This window comes from Zunongwangia sp. HRR-M8, assembly GCF_027594405.1.
GTDB lineage: Bacteria > Bacteroidota > Bacteroidia > Flavobacteriales > Flavobacteriaceae > Zunongwangia.
This window is the reverse complement of record NZ_CP115161.1, coordinates 1,370,917-1,386,764: the sequence shown is the minus strand read 5'-3', so window position 1 is coordinate 1,386,764 and position 15,848 is coordinate 1,370,917. Positions and strand designations below refer to the sequence as shown.

Annotated in this window: 17 protein-coding genes; 12 read left to right on the top strand and 5 right to left on the bottom strand. The window is 33.6% G+C overall.

The annotated features are described in order from the left end of the window. Positions 1 to 40 precede the first annotated feature (40 nt). Both treF and PBT89_RS05780 read right to left on the bottom strand, forming a co-directional pair. Positions 41 to 1,666 (bottom strand): alpha,alpha-trehalase TreF, encoded by a 1,626-nt coding sequence (gene treF / locus PBT89_RS05785; RefSeq protein ID WP_270063809.1) that lies wholly within the window; start codon positions 1,664 to 1,666, stop codon positions 41 to 43. A gap of 59 nt (positions 1,667 to 1,725) precedes the next feature. Then, positions 1,726 to 1,917 (bottom strand): hypothetical protein, encoded by a 192-nt coding sequence (locus PBT89_RS05780; RefSeq protein ID WP_270063808.1) that lies wholly within the window; start codon positions 1,915 to 1,917, stop codon positions 1,726 to 1,728. A 476-nt stretch (positions 1,918 to 2,393) separates the two neighbouring features. Between PBT89_RS05780 and PBT89_RS05775 the strand changes: the two genes are divergently transcribed. Further along, complete coding sequence (locus PBT89_RS05775; protein WP_270063807.1) at positions 2,394 to 2,852, top strand: GNAT family N-acetyltransferase; 459 nt, start codon at positions 2,394 to 2,396, stop codon at positions 2,850 to 2,852. Between the two features lie 68 nt (positions 2,853 to 2,920). Then, on the top strand, positions 2,921 to 3,733 hold the full coding sequence (locus tag PBT89_RS05770; RefSeq protein WP_270063806.1) for an MBL fold metallo-hydrolase: 813 nt from the start codon (positions 2,921 to 2,923) through the stop codon (positions 3,731 to 3,733). Positions 3,734 to 3,830: 97 nt separating this feature from the next. Here the strand turns inward: PBT89_RS05770 and PBT89_RS05765 are convergent, their stop codons facing one another. Both PBT89_RS05765 and sucC read right to left on the bottom strand, forming a co-directional pair. Then, positions 3,831 to 4,181, bottom strand: coding sequence for a hypothetical protein (locus tag PBT89_RS05765; protein ID WP_270063805.1), 351 nt, complete (start codon positions 4,179 to 4,181; stop codon positions 3,831 to 3,833). Between the two features lie 374 nt (positions 4,182 to 4,555). Beyond that, entirely contained in the window at positions 4,556 to 5,749 is a 1,194-nt protein-coding gene (gene sucC, locus PBT89_RS05760) for an ADP-forming succinate--CoA ligase subunit beta (RefSeq protein ID WP_270063804.1), read from the bottom strand. A gap of 275 nt (positions 5,750 to 6,024) precedes the next feature. Here sucC and PBT89_RS05755 point away from each other — a divergent pair, with 275 nt between their 5' ends. The 3 genes from PBT89_RS05755 to PBT89_RS05745 all read left to right on the top strand — a co-directional run bounded on the left by PBT89_RS05755 (position 6,025) and on the right by PBT89_RS05745 (position 9,088). Then, positions 6,025 to 7,203: an MFS transporter gene (locus tag PBT89_RS05755; RefSeq protein ID WP_270063803.1), complete on the top strand. Its 1,179-nt coding sequence runs from the start codon at positions 6,025 to 6,027 to the stop codon at positions 7,201 to 7,203. 106 nt (positions 7,204 to 7,309) lie between these two features. Beyond that, positions 7,310 to 8,533: a diaminopimelate decarboxylase gene (lysA, locus tag PBT89_RS05750; protein ID WP_270063802.1), complete on the top strand. Its 1,224-nt coding sequence runs from the start codon at positions 7,310 to 7,312 to the stop codon at positions 8,531 to 8,533. Positions 8,534 to 8,848: 315 nt separating this feature from the next. Then, positions 8,849 to 9,088 (top strand): PLD nuclease N-terminal domain-containing protein, encoded by a 240-nt coding sequence (locus PBT89_RS05745; RefSeq protein ID WP_270063801.1) that lies wholly within the window; start codon positions 8,849 to 8,851, stop codon positions 9,086 to 9,088. A gap of 65 nt (positions 9,089 to 9,153) precedes the next feature. Here PBT89_RS05745 and PBT89_RS05740 read toward each other — a convergent pair whose 3' ends face one another. Beyond that, entirely contained in the window at positions 9,154 to 10,191 is a 1,038-nt protein-coding gene (locus tag PBT89_RS05740) for a GMP reductase (RefSeq protein ID WP_270063800.1), read from the bottom strand. Between the two features lie 225 nt (positions 10,192 to 10,416). Here PBT89_RS05740 and PBT89_RS05735 point away from each other — a divergent pair, with 225 nt between their 5' ends. The 7 genes from PBT89_RS05735 to PBT89_RS05705 all read left to right on the top strand — a co-directional run bounded on the left by PBT89_RS05735 (position 10,417) and on the right by PBT89_RS05705 (position 15,848). After that, positions 10,417 to 10,992 (top strand): NUDIX domain-containing protein, encoded by a 576-nt coding sequence (locus tag PBT89_RS05735; protein ID WP_270058674.1) that lies wholly within the window; start codon positions 10,417 to 10,419, stop codon positions 10,990 to 10,992. A 419-nt stretch (positions 10,993 to 11,411) separates the two neighbouring features. Further along, positions 11,412 to 11,987 (top strand): pentapeptide repeat-containing protein, encoded by a 576-nt coding sequence (locus tag PBT89_RS05730; RefSeq protein WP_270063799.1) that lies wholly within the window; start codon positions 11,412 to 11,414, stop codon positions 11,985 to 11,987. 1 nt (position 11,988) lies between these two features. After that, positions 11,989 to 12,900, top strand: coding sequence for an aminotransferase class IV (locus PBT89_RS05725; RefSeq protein WP_270063798.1), 912 nt, complete (start codon positions 11,989 to 11,991; stop codon positions 12,898 to 12,900). Positions 12,901 to 12,910: 10 nt separating this feature from the next. Beyond that, entirely contained in the window at positions 12,911 to 13,639 is a 729-nt protein-coding gene (locus PBT89_RS05720) for a sulfotransferase family protein (RefSeq protein ID WP_270063797.1), read from the top strand. Positions 13,640 to 13,685: 46 nt separating this feature from the next. After that, a complete protein-coding gene (locus PBT89_RS05715; RefSeq protein ID WP_270063796.1) occupies positions 13,686 to 14,255 on the top strand; it encodes a hypothetical protein in 570 nt (189 codons plus the stop codon). Between the two features lie 283 nt (positions 14,256 to 14,538). Further along, the gene (locus tag PBT89_RS05710; RefSeq protein ID WP_270063795.1) at positions 14,539 to 15,018 is read left to right on the top strand and encodes a DUF4168 domain-containing protein; all 480 of its coding nucleotides are present in this window, start codon (positions 14,539 to 14,541) and stop codon (positions 15,016 to 15,018) included. A gap of 230 nt (positions 15,019 to 15,248) precedes the next feature. After that, positions 15,249 to 15,848, top strand: coding sequence for a hypothetical protein (locus PBT89_RS05705; RefSeq protein WP_270058680.1), 600 nt, complete (start codon positions 15,249 to 15,251; stop codon positions 15,846 to 15,848).

Sequence of the window (15,848 nt, the reverse complement as noted above, 5' to 3'; positions counted from 1 at the left end):
TTTTTTATTTAAAGTTAGCCGAATTAAAAACTAAACTATGTTATTCAGACGTTAATTTCTTGTATACGCCATTGCTCCATCCGAATCCGTCTAGGGTTGGATACTCCCCGCCTCCACTTTCTTTAGATAAATCTTCCACATTATATTTTTCGGTCATTTTGTAGGTATTTTTATATACCTTTTCATTTAGATTAATCCAACGATCTTTTATTGTATCGGCTAAATCTAAAATTTGATAACTCTGAAGTGCTTTATAGGATATCCATTGCAAAGGCGCCCATCCATTGGGCGCGTCCCATTGCTGGCCACTATGATTTGTTGTGCTCACTATTCCTCCTTTTTTCAATAATTCAGTTTTTAAAGTTTCAGCAGCTTTTTGGGCTGTATCTTCCGTAGGAATTTCAAAAAACAAAGGGTAAATACCGGCAGCAGAGATTACGGATGTTTGCTCTTGCTTTACAAAATCGTAATCTTTATAAAATGCGCTTGAAGCATCCCAAAAATACTTATCGATAGCTTTTTTTCTAATTTCGGCTAGCTCTTTAAATTCCTTTGATAGATCTGGCTGGCCGCTAATAAGATAAGCTTTAGCCAAGGTTTTCTCTAAGTGATACAAAAGGCTATTTAGGTCTACTGGTAAAATAGCTGTGGTATGAATATCTTTCAGGTCAAATTTGCCATTTTCATCAGGTTTTATCCATCGGCTAGAAAAATCCCAACCCGATTCGGCTGCTGCTCTTAAATCTCTGTAAACTTGTTCTTTCGTTAAATTATCGGTTTCTTTTACGGCAGCTTCAGCTGTTTTTACATCTTCTCGATAACTTTCAGGTCTAGGTGTATTTTTATTATCGTAATAGCGATTTAAGATACTTCCATTCGGCATCCGAACAACTCTTTTGTAAACCGAATCATTTTCAGAAAGTTGATTCTCACCTTCCATCCAAAATCGATATTCTTTTTCCAATTCAGATAAATAAGAAGTGTAAATAGAATCTCCTTTTTCTTCAGCTAATAAATCGACCATTAACGCATAAAATGGAGGTTGCGAACGGCTAAGATAATAGGTGCGGTTTCCGTTGGGAATAAAGCCATATTCGTTAATTAGATAAGAAAAATTGTCTACCATTTGCTGGATCATTTCTATTTCTCCATCTACCTGCAAACCAAGCATCGTAAAATAACTATCCCAATAATATATTTCTCTAAAACGACCACCGGGAACAATGTAGGGATGTGGTAAAGGAATTAGTGTACCCGAAACTTTAAGATCTGCGGGGCGCTTTAAAACCGACCATAACTTTGTAATATGCGCATCGATAGCTGAAGAATCTGTTTTATATTCTTGACGCTTTTCTTCCCCAGGAATGTAAAAATTTTGTTTTAAAAACTGAAGAATATAAGTGTTTGAAGAATCTTTGATATTGCTGTATTCAGATTTAATCGAATCTAAAGAACGCTTGGGTATAGCATCAACAAAAGTTTTACTATCAGAAAATAAGTGCTCATTTTGCTGAATGTCATAAAAAAGATCCCCATAAAGCTGCTCGGGCGGAAGAATGCTAATTTCTTGGGCTAAAACTTTTTCTTCTTTGCTTTTATCTTTACAGGAAATTGATATAAAAGCAATTACAAAAAATAAGATACTATATAGTTGAAATCTTCGCATATTAAAAAATTCAATTAGAAGTTTTATAAATATAACCAAGATCGGCAAATTCTAAGAATTTAAGTTTGCTTATCTGAATGCTGTCTTCTCTTGATACGATGCATTCCTTCGTAAAAAAAACGACTACTGTCGATTTTTTTAACTTGAACATCCTCAGCATTTCCTGTATCCAAATCACGAGTTTCAGGGATTCCACTACAAGAAACTAGAAAAACGCTTACTAATAAAATTGAAAATAAAGTGAATTTCATCGAATTATTTCATGAATAACTTATACAATAATACGCTGCAGCAACGCACGAGAGAATACCCAGGTAAGGGGATATTCAATACAAAAGCATGGTAAAATTTAGAAAAGAACATTCATTGAAGCTGAATTAGAAGAATTCAGTTTTATCATCAATAAACATCTCTGGACATAATCTGCTACAGGCTCTTCAAAAGTATTTTCATATGCAAAATTAGATTTGCGACTTTTAAAAAAGTGGGTACTAATGAATCTTGAAGAGCGCAGCAGAAAAATAATTGACTAATACAAATCGCTTAAATGGGCTAATCGCCCTCTAAGCAACATCTAAAATACTGATTTTCAACATTAAACAAAAATACCCAATTATAGGTATTTTTTATCGTTGGGGTAGCCATAATCCATCCATCATTTATATATAAAGATGCCTAAAAATGATTATAAATTGGTGTTTAAAATCATATTTTAGCAGAAAAAAGTATGGAGATTATCAGTTTTGAGCCTCAGTATAGCAAGGATTTTAAAAGGCTTAATATAGAGTGGTTAGAAAAATATTTTTATGTAGAACCACATGATGAAGAGGTGCTTGGCAAACCTGAAGAATACATTATTAAATCTGGTGGACAAATTTTCTTTGTTAAGCAAAATGAGGAAATTGTGGGATGCGTAGCTTTAATGAAAATAGAAGAAAATATTTTCGAATTAACGAAGATGGCCGTTTCGCCAAAATTTCATGGAAAGAAAATTGGTCAAAAATTAATGAAATTTACTATTGAATATGCTAAACGTCAAGCTTGGGAAACGCTTATAATTTATAGTAGTAGAAAATTAGAAAATGCTCTTCACATTTATAAAAAGTTTGGTTTTACTGAAATCCCTATAGAAGAAAATAATCCCTATGCACGAGGAGATATAAAAATGAAGCTTCAGTTATCTTAAATCTTTGTAAAACAGCCTGTATTTGATATTGTCTTGCGTAATTTTATATTCAATAAAAACCATTCAGAATGAAAAAAATAATTTTTACCGCTGCTACTGTGCTTTCATTATTTGCCTGCAAAAATGAAAAAACAGAGGCGAAACCAGGAACAATGATTCCGGCTGAAGACGGAGTTGTAAACATGAACGAGGATAAAACAGATTCAAAAGATAAAGAAACTATTCATATCGAACCTATTTCTCATGCAACTGCAGTAGTCAATTGGGATAAGGCTGTATTTTATACTGATCCTGTTGGAGGAGCAGAAGCTTTTGAAAATGTAGATAATCCAGATTTTATTTTGGTGACTGATATTCATGGCGATCACATGAATGCGGCTACTTTAGAAGGATTAGAATTAGGCGACAAAAAGATCATAGTTCCGCAAGCAGTAAAAGATGAATTACCAACTTCTTTACAACAAAATCTGATGGTAATGAATAACGGAGATTCGATGGAAATCGATGGTTTTACAATCGAGGCCATTCCCATGTATAATTTACCAGAGGCTGATGATGCCATGCATGTTAAAGGTCGTGGTAATGGATATATCATTGAAAAAAATGGAAAGCGTTTATATATTTCTGGAGATACTGAAGATATTCCGGAAATGAGAAATCTCAAGAATATTGATGCTGCGTTAGTTTGCATGAACCTTCCTTACACTATGCCGGTAGATCAGGCTGCAGATGGTGTTTTAGCATTTGCTCCTAAAAAGGTTTATCCTTATCACTACCGCGGAAAAGATGGGTTGGCAGATGTAGAAAAATTTAAATCTCTAGTGGAAGAAAAGAATAATGATATTGAGGTAATTCTTTTGGACTGGTATCCTGAAATGTAAACTTGTTCTTATTCAAAAAATAAAGGCTGTGAGTTGATGTGCTCACAGCCTTTGTTATTTTCTACGTTTATTGATTGATATTTAGAAACTACGGGAATTAAGATTTAGCTTTAAGGGTAACTGGTAATTTAAATTCTTCTACATCTGGATCTACGGCACAATTAATCTTTTTGTAATTCAATTTTTGTTTAATAAAACGCTTTACTTCGTCATTATCTGCTTCAACAGAAAGCACAACAATTTCATTGTCTTTATTGATAGCCAAAAGTACATTTGCTCTAACATCTTTCTTTAAGTCCAGCTCATGATTCTTCAGTAAAGAAGATATTTCTAGGCTCATCATTCTGGGATCTGGCTCAAAAGCCGTTTCTAAATTGTTTGCACTTGTAGTGAACGTGCTGCAAATTGCGATTGCTACTACGAGCAATAAGGATTGTAATCTTTTCATGATTAAAATTTTTAAAAGGTTAATACACTCTAAAGACGACAGTTAGCAATCGAATGTTACACAACTAATAATTTTTTAAGTTCTTTTTAACTATTACAGAAGTGAAAAACTTTGACAAACAAATATTTTAAGGTCTAGCCAACAGAACATTTTTTATAATACATATAAATTTTAGGCAAGGTTTATTATTAATAAACCCCCAAGATTAATCTTTCTAAAGTAAATTTCTCCGGGGCAAGCCCACGGAGCATTTTAGCTGAACGCGTTTTCAAACTTTAAAAATTTACTAACGAGACAAGTCTCGGGGTATTTACCCTCCTAGAATAAAAAAGCCCGCAAAATGCGAGCTTTATTTATATAAATATGACTGATATTTAAGCAAGAACTTCCTGTACTTTATCAGCTGCTTCTTTAAATTGTACTGCACTAGAAACCGCTAATCCACTTTCGTCGATTAATTTCTTAGCAACATCTGCATTTGTACCTTGTAATCTAACAATAATTGGTACTTTAATGGCATCTCCCATATTTTTATAGGCATCCACGATACCTTGCGCCACACGATCACAACGTACAATACCTCCAAAAATATTTACAAGAATAGCTTCTACTTTATCATCTTTCAGGATTAATCTAAAAGCTTCTTCAACACGCTTAGCATCTGCAGTTCCTCCTACATCTAAGAAGTTTGCAGGTTCACCACCGGCTTGCTTAATAAGATCCATAGTTGCCATTGCAAGACCGGCTCCATTTACCATACAGCCAACATTACCATCTAAATCTACGTAGTTAAGACCTACTTCTTTAGCTTCAACCTCTGTTGGATTCTCCTCACGTTTATCACGCATCTCTGCATAATCTTTATGACGGAAAAGTGCATTATCATCTAAAGTAACTTTAGCATCTACTGCCAAAATTTTATCATCACTTGTCTTTAAAACAGGATTGATTTCAAATAAGGAAGAATCAGATTTATCAAAAGCAGTATAAAGCGACATTACGAATTTTGTCATTTCTTTAAACCCGGTTCCACTAAGTCCAAGATTAAAAGCTATTCTTCTGGCCTGAAACGGCATTAATCCAGTTGCAGGATCGATTTCTTCAGTAAAAATTAAATGCGGAGTTTCTTCAGCAACGGTTTCGATATCTACTCCACCTTCAGTAGAATACATAATCATATTACGACCTGTAGAACGATTAAGCAATACAGACATATAATATTCTTCTGGCTCGTTATCTCCTGGATAGTAAACGTCTTCTGCGATATATACCTGATGAACTTTTTTACCTTCAGAAGAAGTTTGCGGAGTTACAAGATTCATCCCGATAATTTCTCCTGCAATTTGCTCAACTTCCTTAAGGTTTTTAGCTAGTTTAACACCGCCACCTTTACCACGGCCACCTGCATGAACCTGTGCTTTAATCACATGCCATCCGGTACCGGTTTGTTCAGTTAATTCTTTTGCGGCTTTTACAGCTTCTTCTGCACTGTGAGCTACAATACCTCTTTGGGTACGTACGCCGAAACTGCTTAGTATTTCTTTTCCTTGATATTCGTGTATGTTCATAATCAGGTATTTCTTCAGTTTTAATTATGGTAAACAAAAGTAACAAATGTAAAAGTATTAGACCAATAAATTTGCCTTAAACATTTTGTATTAATCTACTAATTCTGCTTAAATATAAGGCGATTTCAACATATTACAGCTCAGACTATAAGGTTATCGTAATTAATCCAAGTGTTTTTCTATTTTCTGAGTATTCTCAACTATTTTTGCGCTTTTAAGAAAAGCTAAAATTAATCATTTGAGTTAAACCGTACTCAAATTATACAAAAGGATTTATGAATAAAGCGCTAATCGCATTAGCAATAGGAGGATTTGGCATCGGTATGACCGAATTTGTTATAATGGGTATTTTACCCGATGTAGCTTCAGCATTAGATATTACCATTCCGCAGGCAGGGCATTTTATTTCAGCTTACGCGTTAGGAGTTGTTGTAGGTGCACCGCTACTAACAGGGATTGGCGGTAAATGGCCCGCTCATAAAACTTTATTATTCCTAATGCTATGGTTTACCGTTTTTAATACATTATCTGCGTTTGCGAATAGTTATACGCTCTTGCTAATTTCAAGATTTCTATCTGGCTTACCACATGGTGCTTTTTTTGGTATTGGAGCGGTGGTTGCAAGCAAACTTGCCAAACCCGGTAAAGAAGCGCGAGCTATTGCTACAATGTTTACAGGGCTAACTTTAGCTAATGTAATAGGTGTGCCTCTTGGAACTTATTTTGGACATAATTTTAATTGGAATATTGCTTTCTTTCTAGTTGGAATAGTGGGGATCTGCGCAATTTTAGGCATAAAATTTTGGATGCCAGAATTACCTAAAAGCTCTCCCGAAGGAATAGTAAAAGATTTTAAAGTGCTAAAAAGACTTGAGCTCTGGATGGTTATTTTGCTAACAACTATTGGTACTGGCGGATTCTTTGCATGGTACAGTTATATCGCTCCATTAATTACAGATGTTGCAGGCCATCACGAAAGTGTGGTGAGTTACGCGATGATTTTAGCAGGTTTAGGAATGGTTACAGGAAATTTTATAGGAGCAAAATTGGCTGAAAGCTTCTCTCCTATTTATGCGGTATTAATTGCACTCATATTAATGGTTATTGCACTCGTATCTAATACCTATCTAGCCTATGATAAAATTGGAGTATTAGTGATGACCTTTTTAATTGGGACCATTGCATTTTGCCTTTCTACACCTGTACAAATGGCGGTGATCAATTCCGCAAAAGGATCTGAAATGCTGGGATCTTCATTAAATCAAAGTGCATTTAATATGGGGAATGCCTCTGGTGCCTATCTAGCCGGGTTGCCAATTGCTGCTGGATATGCTTATACCTCGGCAGATTTTGTGGGCGCAGGAATGGCTAGTGCTGGTATTATTCTCACTTTTGTTGTTATTTATCTGCGGAAGAAAAATAAAAATAAAGCACCTAACCCTATTGAAGCTTAAATTTACAGAAATAACAGATTGTTCAAATTCGTTATTTTTTTGATATTCTTTTGGGTGGAAATGAAATAGGCCAGTATTTTGGTCTCATTAAATTTAGAAAATAAAAATGACAAATCAAGATCTTCTTGCAATTGCAGATGAATATGGAAGTCCCGTTTATGTTTATGATGCTGAAAAAATTGAAGCACAATACAAGCGACTAACCAATGCATTTAGCAGTGTTAAAAACCTTAGAATCCATTATGCTGTAAAAGCGCTTTCAAATATATCTATTCTTAAGTTTTTAAATAAATTAGGAAGTGGTTTAGACACCGTAAGCATTCAGGAAGTTCGTCTTGGCTTAAAAGCCGGTGTAGATCCTTCTAAAATTATCTATACTCCAAATGGCGTATCATTAGAAGAAATTGAAGAAGTTGCAAAACTTGGTGTACAGATAAATATCGATAATCTGTCGATTTTAGAACAATTTGGCACCCGACATCCTAAAACTCCCGTTTGTATAAGGATTAACCCACATGTTATGGCTGGGGGAAATTCGAAAATATCTGTAGGTCATATCGATTCGAAATTTGGTATTTCAATTCATCAAATGCCTTTATTAAAAAGAATTGTAGAAAACACAGGAATGACCATTAACGGAATTCACATGCATACCGGTAGTGATATTCTGGATATTCAGGTATTTATTCAGGCTTCAGAAATATTATTTGATGCCGCCAGAAATTTTGATAATCTTGAGTTTATTGATTTTGGCAGTGGTTTTAAAGTACCTTATAAATCTGGCGACATAGAAACTGATATTGAAGAATTAGGTGCAGAATTATCTAAAAGGTTTAAGTCTTTTTGTAAAGAATACGGCAAAGATCTAACACTAGCTTTTGAGCCGGGAAAATATCTTGTTAGCGAATCTGGAAAATTCTTGGCCAAAGTAAATGTTATAAAACAAACCACATCTACAGTTTTTGCAGGAATCGACACTGGTTTTAATCACTTAATAAGACCTATGTTCTACGGCTCGCATCACGAAATTTCTAATATATCTAATCCTGATGGAAAACAACGATTTTATTCGGTTGTAGGATATATTTGTGAAACCGACACCTTTGCTTCTAACCGCAGAATTTCTGAAATTACAGAAGGCGACTTATTGGCGTTTAGCAATTCTGGAGCTTACTGCTACTCTATGTCCAGTAATTTTAACTCTAGATTTCGTCCCGCTGAAGTATTATGGTACAATAAAGAAGCACATCTTATTAGGGAAAGAGAAACTTTTGATGATCTTCTAAAACATCAAATTGAACTTGACTTTTCTAAAGAAGTCAAAGCATAAAAAATTACCGTAGCTCATTTTTCATATTAAAAGGAGTAAGAATTATCCTAAATCTGTTTAACCTGATTTAAGATAATTCTTACTCCTTTTTTTATTTTCTTAAAAAATTTTGAAATAGAAAAATCATAAAATAAGGCAATCAATTCAATAGCATAAAACCAGCTATAATAGCGCATTTCGCTAAAATTAAAGAGTAACTATCTAGCCATCAGAAGAATGATTAATTAACAATGAAATAGAAATAAATTAACATAAAGTTAATTTTAATGTTTTTTTTTATTATATTCGTAAGACCAAACATTTTAACACCCTATTATGAATTTTATTGATCAAGAACTTCAATTTTTTATACTGCAATCATTAGGATTGTTAGCTATAATGTTCCCTGCATTTTGTATTCTTAGTATTGTAAGAAATTCTAACGCTTTTAAGAAGAAAGGCAAATTGATGTGGACTTTAGTGGTAATTTTAATTCCTATTATTGGATCATTCCTGTATTTATCTATCGGAAGAGAAAAGGTTTTAAATACTGAAATTCAGTCTAACATTCAATAGCACCCTATAACGTTTGAAATTAGAAAAGCCCTCATTATATTTGAGAGCTTTTTTTATTTATAAATTTATTTATAAACAGTATTTTCCTGTTCTGCAACCCTTATAAATGTTGTTCTTTTAGTAAGTTCTTTTAACCTACTCGCACCAACGTAAGTACAGGTACTTCTAAGTCCTCCAAGAATATCTTGCAGTGTATTTTCAACTGCTCCTCTATAAGGCACTTCTACTGTTTTGCCCTCACTCGCACGATACTCTGCTACGCCTCCCGCATGTTTTTCCATCGCAGTGTTAGAACTCATTCCGTAGAAACGTTTATATTTTTCACCTTGTAATTCGATAATATCACCACCACTTTCATCATGGCCAGCTAGCATACCTCCCAGCATCACAAAATCGGCACCTGCACCAAACGCTTTTGCAATATCTCCAGGAATAGCGCAACCACCATCACTTATTATTTGCCCGCCTAATCCATGAGCTGCATCGGCACATTCAATAATTGCGGACAATTGTGGGTAGCCAACTCCGGTTTTCACTCTTGTGGTACAAACCGATCCTGGTCCTATCCCTACTTTTACAATATCTGCTCCGGCTATCAGCAACTCTTCTACCATTTCACCTGTCACAACATTTCCGGCGATAATTACTTTTTCAGGAAAATTCTCTCTGGTTTTTTCCAAAAATTCTACAAAATGTTCAGAATAACCATTTGCAACATCTATGCAGATAAATTTTAGATCTTTAGAGAGTGATAAAATTTCCTTTAATTTCTTAGAATCTTCTTTCCCTGTTCCTGTACTTACCGCTATATAATTCTTAAGTTCTGGTGAGGTTTCTTCAAGAAAAGTTTTCCATTCTTCAATAGTATAATGCTTATGGATTGCCGTAAACAATTTCTTCTCAGCTAACTTTTTTGCCATTTCAAATGTTCCTACGGTATCCATATTAGCTGCCATAATTGGTGTACCGGTCCAGGTAATTTTTGCATGTAAAAAAGTATACGTTCGCTCTAGGCTTACCTGTGATCTACTTTTTAGGGTAGAACGTTTTGGACGTATCATCACATCCTTAAACCCAAGTTTTAAATCCTGCTCAATTCTCATTCAACTTTCAATTTAGTTACCCTCAAAAATATAAGTTAGTTTGATATAAATTCAGTATGATTAATTAAATTTCACCAAAATCTTAAAAATGTTTTAGGCCCAACAACTAACGAAAATTATTCGAATTTAATCTACACCAGATAAACAGGCACAAAGCAAAACCAAAAATTCTAATTCTTTTTCCTGAAAACTAAAAGACTAACTTTATTATAAAATTATTGAACCTTGAAGAAAATAGAGATTATTGAAAAGAAAGTACTATCGAATGAATGGGCCATTTTAAACGAATATGTTTATAGCTTTGAGCGTAAAGACGGAACTCGCCAGATTCATAACCGCGAAGTTTATGACAAAGGAGACGGCTCTGCAATTATTCTTTATAATCTAGAAACCAAAAAAATAATCCTTACACGCCAATTTAGAATACCTACTTATGTTAATGGGAATGAAGATGGTTACCTAATTGAAGCCTGTGCAGGACTTTTAGACGGACTTACACCAGAGGAATGTATTGTAAAAGAAACTGAAGAAGAAACCGGTTATAGAATAAAAACACCAAAACGATTATTTCACTCTTATATGGTTGCGGGTGCAGTAACCGAAATAATATACTTTTTCGTCGCTCCTTATGATGAATCTATGAAAATAGGAAAAGGAGGCGGATTAGCTTCTGAAGGAGAAGAAATAGAAATTATAGAAATTGATTTTGAAGAAGCCTACGAAATGATCGCTACGGGTAAAATCGTTGATGCTAAAACCATCATTCTTTTACAACACATGAAGATAAATAAGATCATGTAAAACAAAAAAACACTAGAACGAGCATAGCATTATTTTTGAAAAAAGTTTGTACTATATTAACATAATCTATTAGAATACAAGCAAATAATACTTTTATATTGCAATAAATTCGAAAATCGCCCCAACCGAAATTTGCTATTGACACTCGTTGGCCATGGCTTAACCATCTAAAAAAGGTTCTATGCCAAATATGAAAAAACAGCGAATATTAGGAACATTTTGCCTAATATTTGCTTTATTAATTTTTGAAATTGATAGAAAAGATGACCTCGTGTTGTTATCCGGAATCTTGCTAGGCCTTGGCGTGGGCCTCTTCTTTATACCTCTTCTTAAAAAAACAGAATAAATTCTTATTTAGATACAAGTTTTATTATTTTTCCTGTTACATTCTTAGTTCCATTTAAACTGAATTAAATAAGATGAACAATAGAGTATATTGTGATGAAGAAGAATTTATCAATGTAGATTTTCAAAACAAAAGCTTTCAAAAAGGGGAATATGAGTTTTGTGTTTTTAAAAATTGCAATTTTAATGCTGTAAATTTAGCTGCAGTTAGCTTTTCTGAATGTGAATTTTTAGACTGTGATTTTAGTAATGCGAATATAAAAAACACACAGTTCAATCAGGTGCAATTTGAGTCTTGCAAATTAATAGGACTAAACTTCGATAGCTGCAATCCTTTTTTGCTATCCTTTTCCTTTTCACATTCAATAATAGACTTCTCTTCTTTTTACAATCTTAAACTTAAAAATACAAATTTTGAAAGTTGCTCCTTAAAGGAGGTAGATTTTAGCAATGCCGATTTCACTGCTTCCTATTTTAACAACTGCGATTTACAGGGGGCTATTTTTGAAGATACTAACCTGCAGCGATGCGATTTCAAGTCGGCTAAAAATTTCAAAATACATCCTACTCAAAACCAAATTGCAAAAGCAATATTTGCTTCAGATAATTTAATAGGATTATTACAAAGCTTCAATATTAAAATTGAATAATATGATTCACGGTACACATAACGCAATCGAAGATCCCAGGAATGCGCACATAAAAATTATGATTAACGATGAGTTGTATAATCGTAAAGACGCCAAAATATCTGTCTTTGACAGTGGTTACCTGGTTGGTGACGGCATATGGGAAGCTTTTAGGTTATACAAAGGACATTTGGCGTTTTCTAATATGCACTTAAATAGACTGTGGAGCGCGGCCGCTAGTGTAGGTATGAATTTTCCTTTCAGCAAAAAAGAATTGCTAGAGAAAGTTTGGAAAGTTCTAGAAGCAAATAATATGAGTAATAACGTCCATGTACGCGTTATGATAACTCGCGGAATAAAAAAAACACCTTCGCAAGACCCAAGATTAACTATTAGCGGTCCTAATGTTGTTATTATTGCTGAACATAAAAAAGCAAGTAAAGAAAGTAAAGAAAAAGGTATTACGCTATTTACAAGCACTATTAGAAGAGGAAGCCCAGATTATCTGGATCCTCGCTTAAATTGTCACTCTAAATTACATGAAGTGCAAGCCTTAGTACAAGCTATAGAAGCTGGGGCAGATGAAGCGCTAATGTTAGATATAAACGGTTTTGTAAGTACCTGTAATGCCACCAACTTTTTTATAGTAAGGAATAACGAAGTTTGGACATCTACTGGAGAATATTGTATGAATGGTATTACCAGGCAAAATGTTATACGAGTATGCGAAAAACACCAAATAATATGTAAGCAAAAAAACTTTTCTTTATTTGATGTTTACAGTGCAGATGAAGCTTTTGTTACAGGCACCTTTGGCGGTTTAACTCCTGTAACTAAAATCGATGGAAGAATAATAGGAAAGGGCAACTATGGCGATTTTACTAAAAAGCTTAGTGGTTTCTACGAGCAATTAATCGAAGAAGAATGTTCCTAATTAGATAAAGATGAGCGATCAAAAAATTAAAAGAATTTGCTTGTGGTCTTGTCCCCGTAATATTTCTACGGCCACCATGTATTCTTTCGCACAACGTAAAGACACCAAAGTTTTTGATGAACCACTTTATGGGTATTATTTAAAACAAACTAATGCTGCAAGTTATCATCCAGGGGCTAAGGAAATAATAAATAGTATGGAATCTAACGGAAATGCGGTAATAGATATGATGCTTAAAAATAGAGAGAAACCTGTACTATTTTTCAAGAATATGACGCACCATTTATTAGATCTAGATACTTCATTTTTAAAAGAAGTGACTAATGTCTTACTTACACGAGACCCCAAGGATATGATTCCGTCCTTCAATCAGGTAATCAAAAATCCTACGATGCAAGATGTTGGCTATGCAGCGCATACCAAAATCTTAAAAAAATTGGATAATTTAAATGCTAAAACAATTGTACTAGATTCTACACAAACTCTAAAAAATCCAGAAATTAAGCTCAAAAAATTATGTGATTTTATTGGCATTCCTTTCGATAAAAATATGCTGAGCTGGAAGGCAGGAGCAATTCCAGAAGATGGAATTTGGGCAAAGTATTGGTATTCTAATGTGCACAAATCTACCGGTTTCCAAAAATATGTACCAAAAAAGAAAAATATTCCTGAACAATTACTGCCATTATTAGAGGAATGTATTCCGCATTACGAAATATTAAAAAAGCGATCTATTTAAAAAATCCAGAATTCGCTATATTTGAAGCACTCTCAAACTCAAAACAATGCAGGAACGCTTAGCTATTATCAATATTTTTAGATTTAATAAAAAAGAGATTTACGACTATGATAAAAAAATTAAAACGCTAAATAGGTGGTCTTACTTTATCATTTTTTACTGCGTTCTCGCCTGGTCTTTAATCTTATCGACCATCGTATTGGATCTTAGTGGAAATAACTCTTTTTTAGCGTGGAACGAAGCTGGAGTTTTGGTAATGATGGCTATCGTGGCGCTAATATTTTGTTCTAAAATTCTTAGCCAAATTAAATTAATAAAACACGAGAAATTTATACAAAATACTTCAACAATTAATGCTGCTTATAACGATGAATTTGAAAATTTGGTAAAAAAAGCAAATCTTAGATTTTATCCAGAACTTCCGCTGGCTATTTTAAGTTTGATAATACTTATTTCCGCAGTAATAATTACCGTTTTTGATGATAAGCAATACAGTATATTAATTTGGAACTACGCTAAAATTGCTATCATATTATTCTTCGCCATCGAAGTATTTTCTATTCTGAAGCTACAAAAAGAACTGAAAATAAATATTCAGAAAACTGAAAATAAGTAATTTAACCTACATCTCTAATAATTAAATATTTTGAAAATATGACAACGATGTTAGTCGTATTTTAAGGATTGGCATCAAAATTGAAATATTTCCATTTGTATGCGATTAATAAATCGTAACAGAGAAAAAGTGATCCTATTATATATAAAATAGACCTTAACATTAACTAATCATAGTTGTTAAGATATTCTAAAAGTGTAGATTCTTAATCAAAATTATTTTGAATGCCAATCTAATAATAATAGGTTTACAAGATATTAATTTAAGAAAAAGAGAAAATTTTATGTTGAAGTCAAAAAAGATTGCAGGTTTACTTTTTGCATTTGCCCTTATGGCTGGTACCGCTGCCGTAGCACAAACACCTGCTATGCAGCAACAACAAGAGGTAGATGTAGATGTAAGTGATGCTGAACTTTCTAAGTTTGCCAAAGCATATCAAGGTTTGAGAATGATGAACCAACAGGTAAATCAAAAAATGATGAAAACTGTTCAGGATGGTGGTATGGAAGTACAACGATTCAATGAAATTCATCAAGCAAGTCAGGATCCAAACAAGGAAGTTGAAGCTAGTGAGGAAGAACTAGAACAACATGCAGCTATCTTATCTGAAATAGAAGGCATGCAAGGCGAATTTCAGAAGAAAATGGAAACCACGATAAAAGATCAGGGATTAACTGTAGAACGTTACCAGAAATTGGCAATGGCACTACAATCAGATCAAGAATTACAATCTCGTTTGCAAAAAATGATGCAACAAGGTTAATTAAAGCTTTAGATTTTAAAATATTAGAGCAGCAATTTTTTATTGCTGCTTTTTTTATGTGTTAATCGGGCTAATTAAAGTATTTTTAAATCCATTTTAACAGCAGGCACTTTAAACAAAACCTGACATTGCTTAAATTGAACAAAAAAAATTTGAAATCACGAATCAAGATCACCACGCTACTATTATTGCTAAGCTGTATCTTCTCTAACATTTGTGAAGCCCAACACATGAAACAAAAAGATAGTTTAAAATTTACCAATAAAATTGTACCCGACACTATTTGGAGAGAAGCTTACGTAGCCTTGTCCCATTATCCAGAACTAAAAGATACCCCTATAACGCTTAAGTTCAAAAAAAACATTAAAAAATCATTTATGCAGGCGCAACCCAGCTTTTGGGGCATCTTTAAAAATCGCAAAAAAAGATCATACTACATTTTTATAAATGAAAAAATAGAGATTGAAGACGAAGTGTTTACAGTAACCTCTGCACCATCTGAAGTTATTGTAGGCTGGATTGGGCATGAACTAGGCCATATAATGGACTATAGAAATCGTAGTGGTATAAATTTACTATGGTTTGGAATAAGATATCTCACTTCTAAAAATTATATCCGGGAAGCTGAAAGAGCTGCAGATACCTACGCTGTAAACCATGGATTAGGAGAAAATATTATCGCTACAAAAGATTTTATTTTGAATCAATCCAATCTTTCAGAAAAATATAAAAGCAGAATAAAAAAGCTCTACCTTTCTCAAGAAGAAATAGTAGAGCTTGTTGAAGAGCTTGATGAAATCAAAGAGGAAAAACTAAATGAAAAAGACTAA

Bases quoted from the DNA above. Each gene is read 5' to 3' on its own strand.
- PBT89_RS05775 (WP_270063807.1), top strand. From the start codon at position 2,394: ATGGAGATTATCAGTTTTGAGCCTCAGTATAGCAAGGATTTTAAAAGG.
- PBT89_RS05745 (WP_270063801.1), top strand. From the start codon at position 8,849: ATGAATTTTATTGATCAAGAACTTCAATTTTTTATACTGCAATCATTA.
- PBT89_RS05770 (WP_270063806.1), top strand. From the start codon at position 2,921: ATGAAAAAAATAATTTTTACCGCTGCTACTGTGCTTTCATTATTTGCC.
- PBT89_RS05780 (WP_270063808.1), bottom strand. From the start codon at position 1,917: ATGAAATTCACTTTATTTTCAATTTTATTAGTAAGCGTTTTTCTAGTT.
- sucC (WP_270063804.1), bottom strand. From the start codon at position 5,749: ATGAACATACACGAATATCAAGGAAAAGAAATACTAAGCAGTTTCGGC.
- treF (WP_270063809.1), bottom strand. From the start codon at position 1,666: ATGCGAAGATTTCAACTATATAGTATCTTATTTTTTGTAATTGCTTTT.
- PBT89_RS05725 (WP_270063798.1), top strand. From the start codon at position 11,989: ATGATTCACGGTACACATAACGCAATCGAAGATCCCAGGAATGCGCAC.
- PBT89_RS05720 (WP_270063797.1), top strand. From the start codon at position 12,911: ATGAGCGATCAAAAAATTAAAAGAATTTGCTTGTGGTCTTGTCCCCGT.
- PBT89_RS05765 (WP_270063805.1), bottom strand. From the start codon at position 4,181: ATGAAAAGATTACAATCCTTATTGCTCGTAGTAGCAATCGCAATTTGC.
- PBT89_RS05715 (WP_270063796.1), top strand. From the start codon at position 13,686: ATGCAGGAACGCTTAGCTATTATCAATATTTTTAGATTTAATAAAAAA.
- lysA (WP_270063802.1), top strand. From the start codon at position 7,310: ATGACAAATCAAGATCTTCTTGCAATTGCAGATGAATATGGAAGTCCC.
- PBT89_RS05705 (WP_270058680.1), top strand. From the start codon at position 15,249: ATGAAACAAAAAGATAGTTTAAAATTTACCAATAAAATTGTACCCGAC.
- PBT89_RS05755 (WP_270063803.1), top strand. From the start codon at position 6,025: ATGAATAAAGCGCTAATCGCATTAGCAATAGGAGGATTTGGCATCGGT.
- PBT89_RS05740 (WP_270063800.1), bottom strand. From the start codon at position 10,191: ATGAGAATTGAGCAGGATTTAAAACTTGGGTTTAAGGATGTGATGATA.
- PBT89_RS05710 (WP_270063795.1), top strand. From the start codon at position 14,539: ATGTTGAAGTCAAAAAAGATTGCAGGTTTACTTTTTGCATTTGCCCTT.
- PBT89_RS05730 (WP_270063799.1), top strand. From the start codon at position 11,412: ATGAACAATAGAGTATATTGTGATGAAGAAGAATTTATCAATGTAGAT.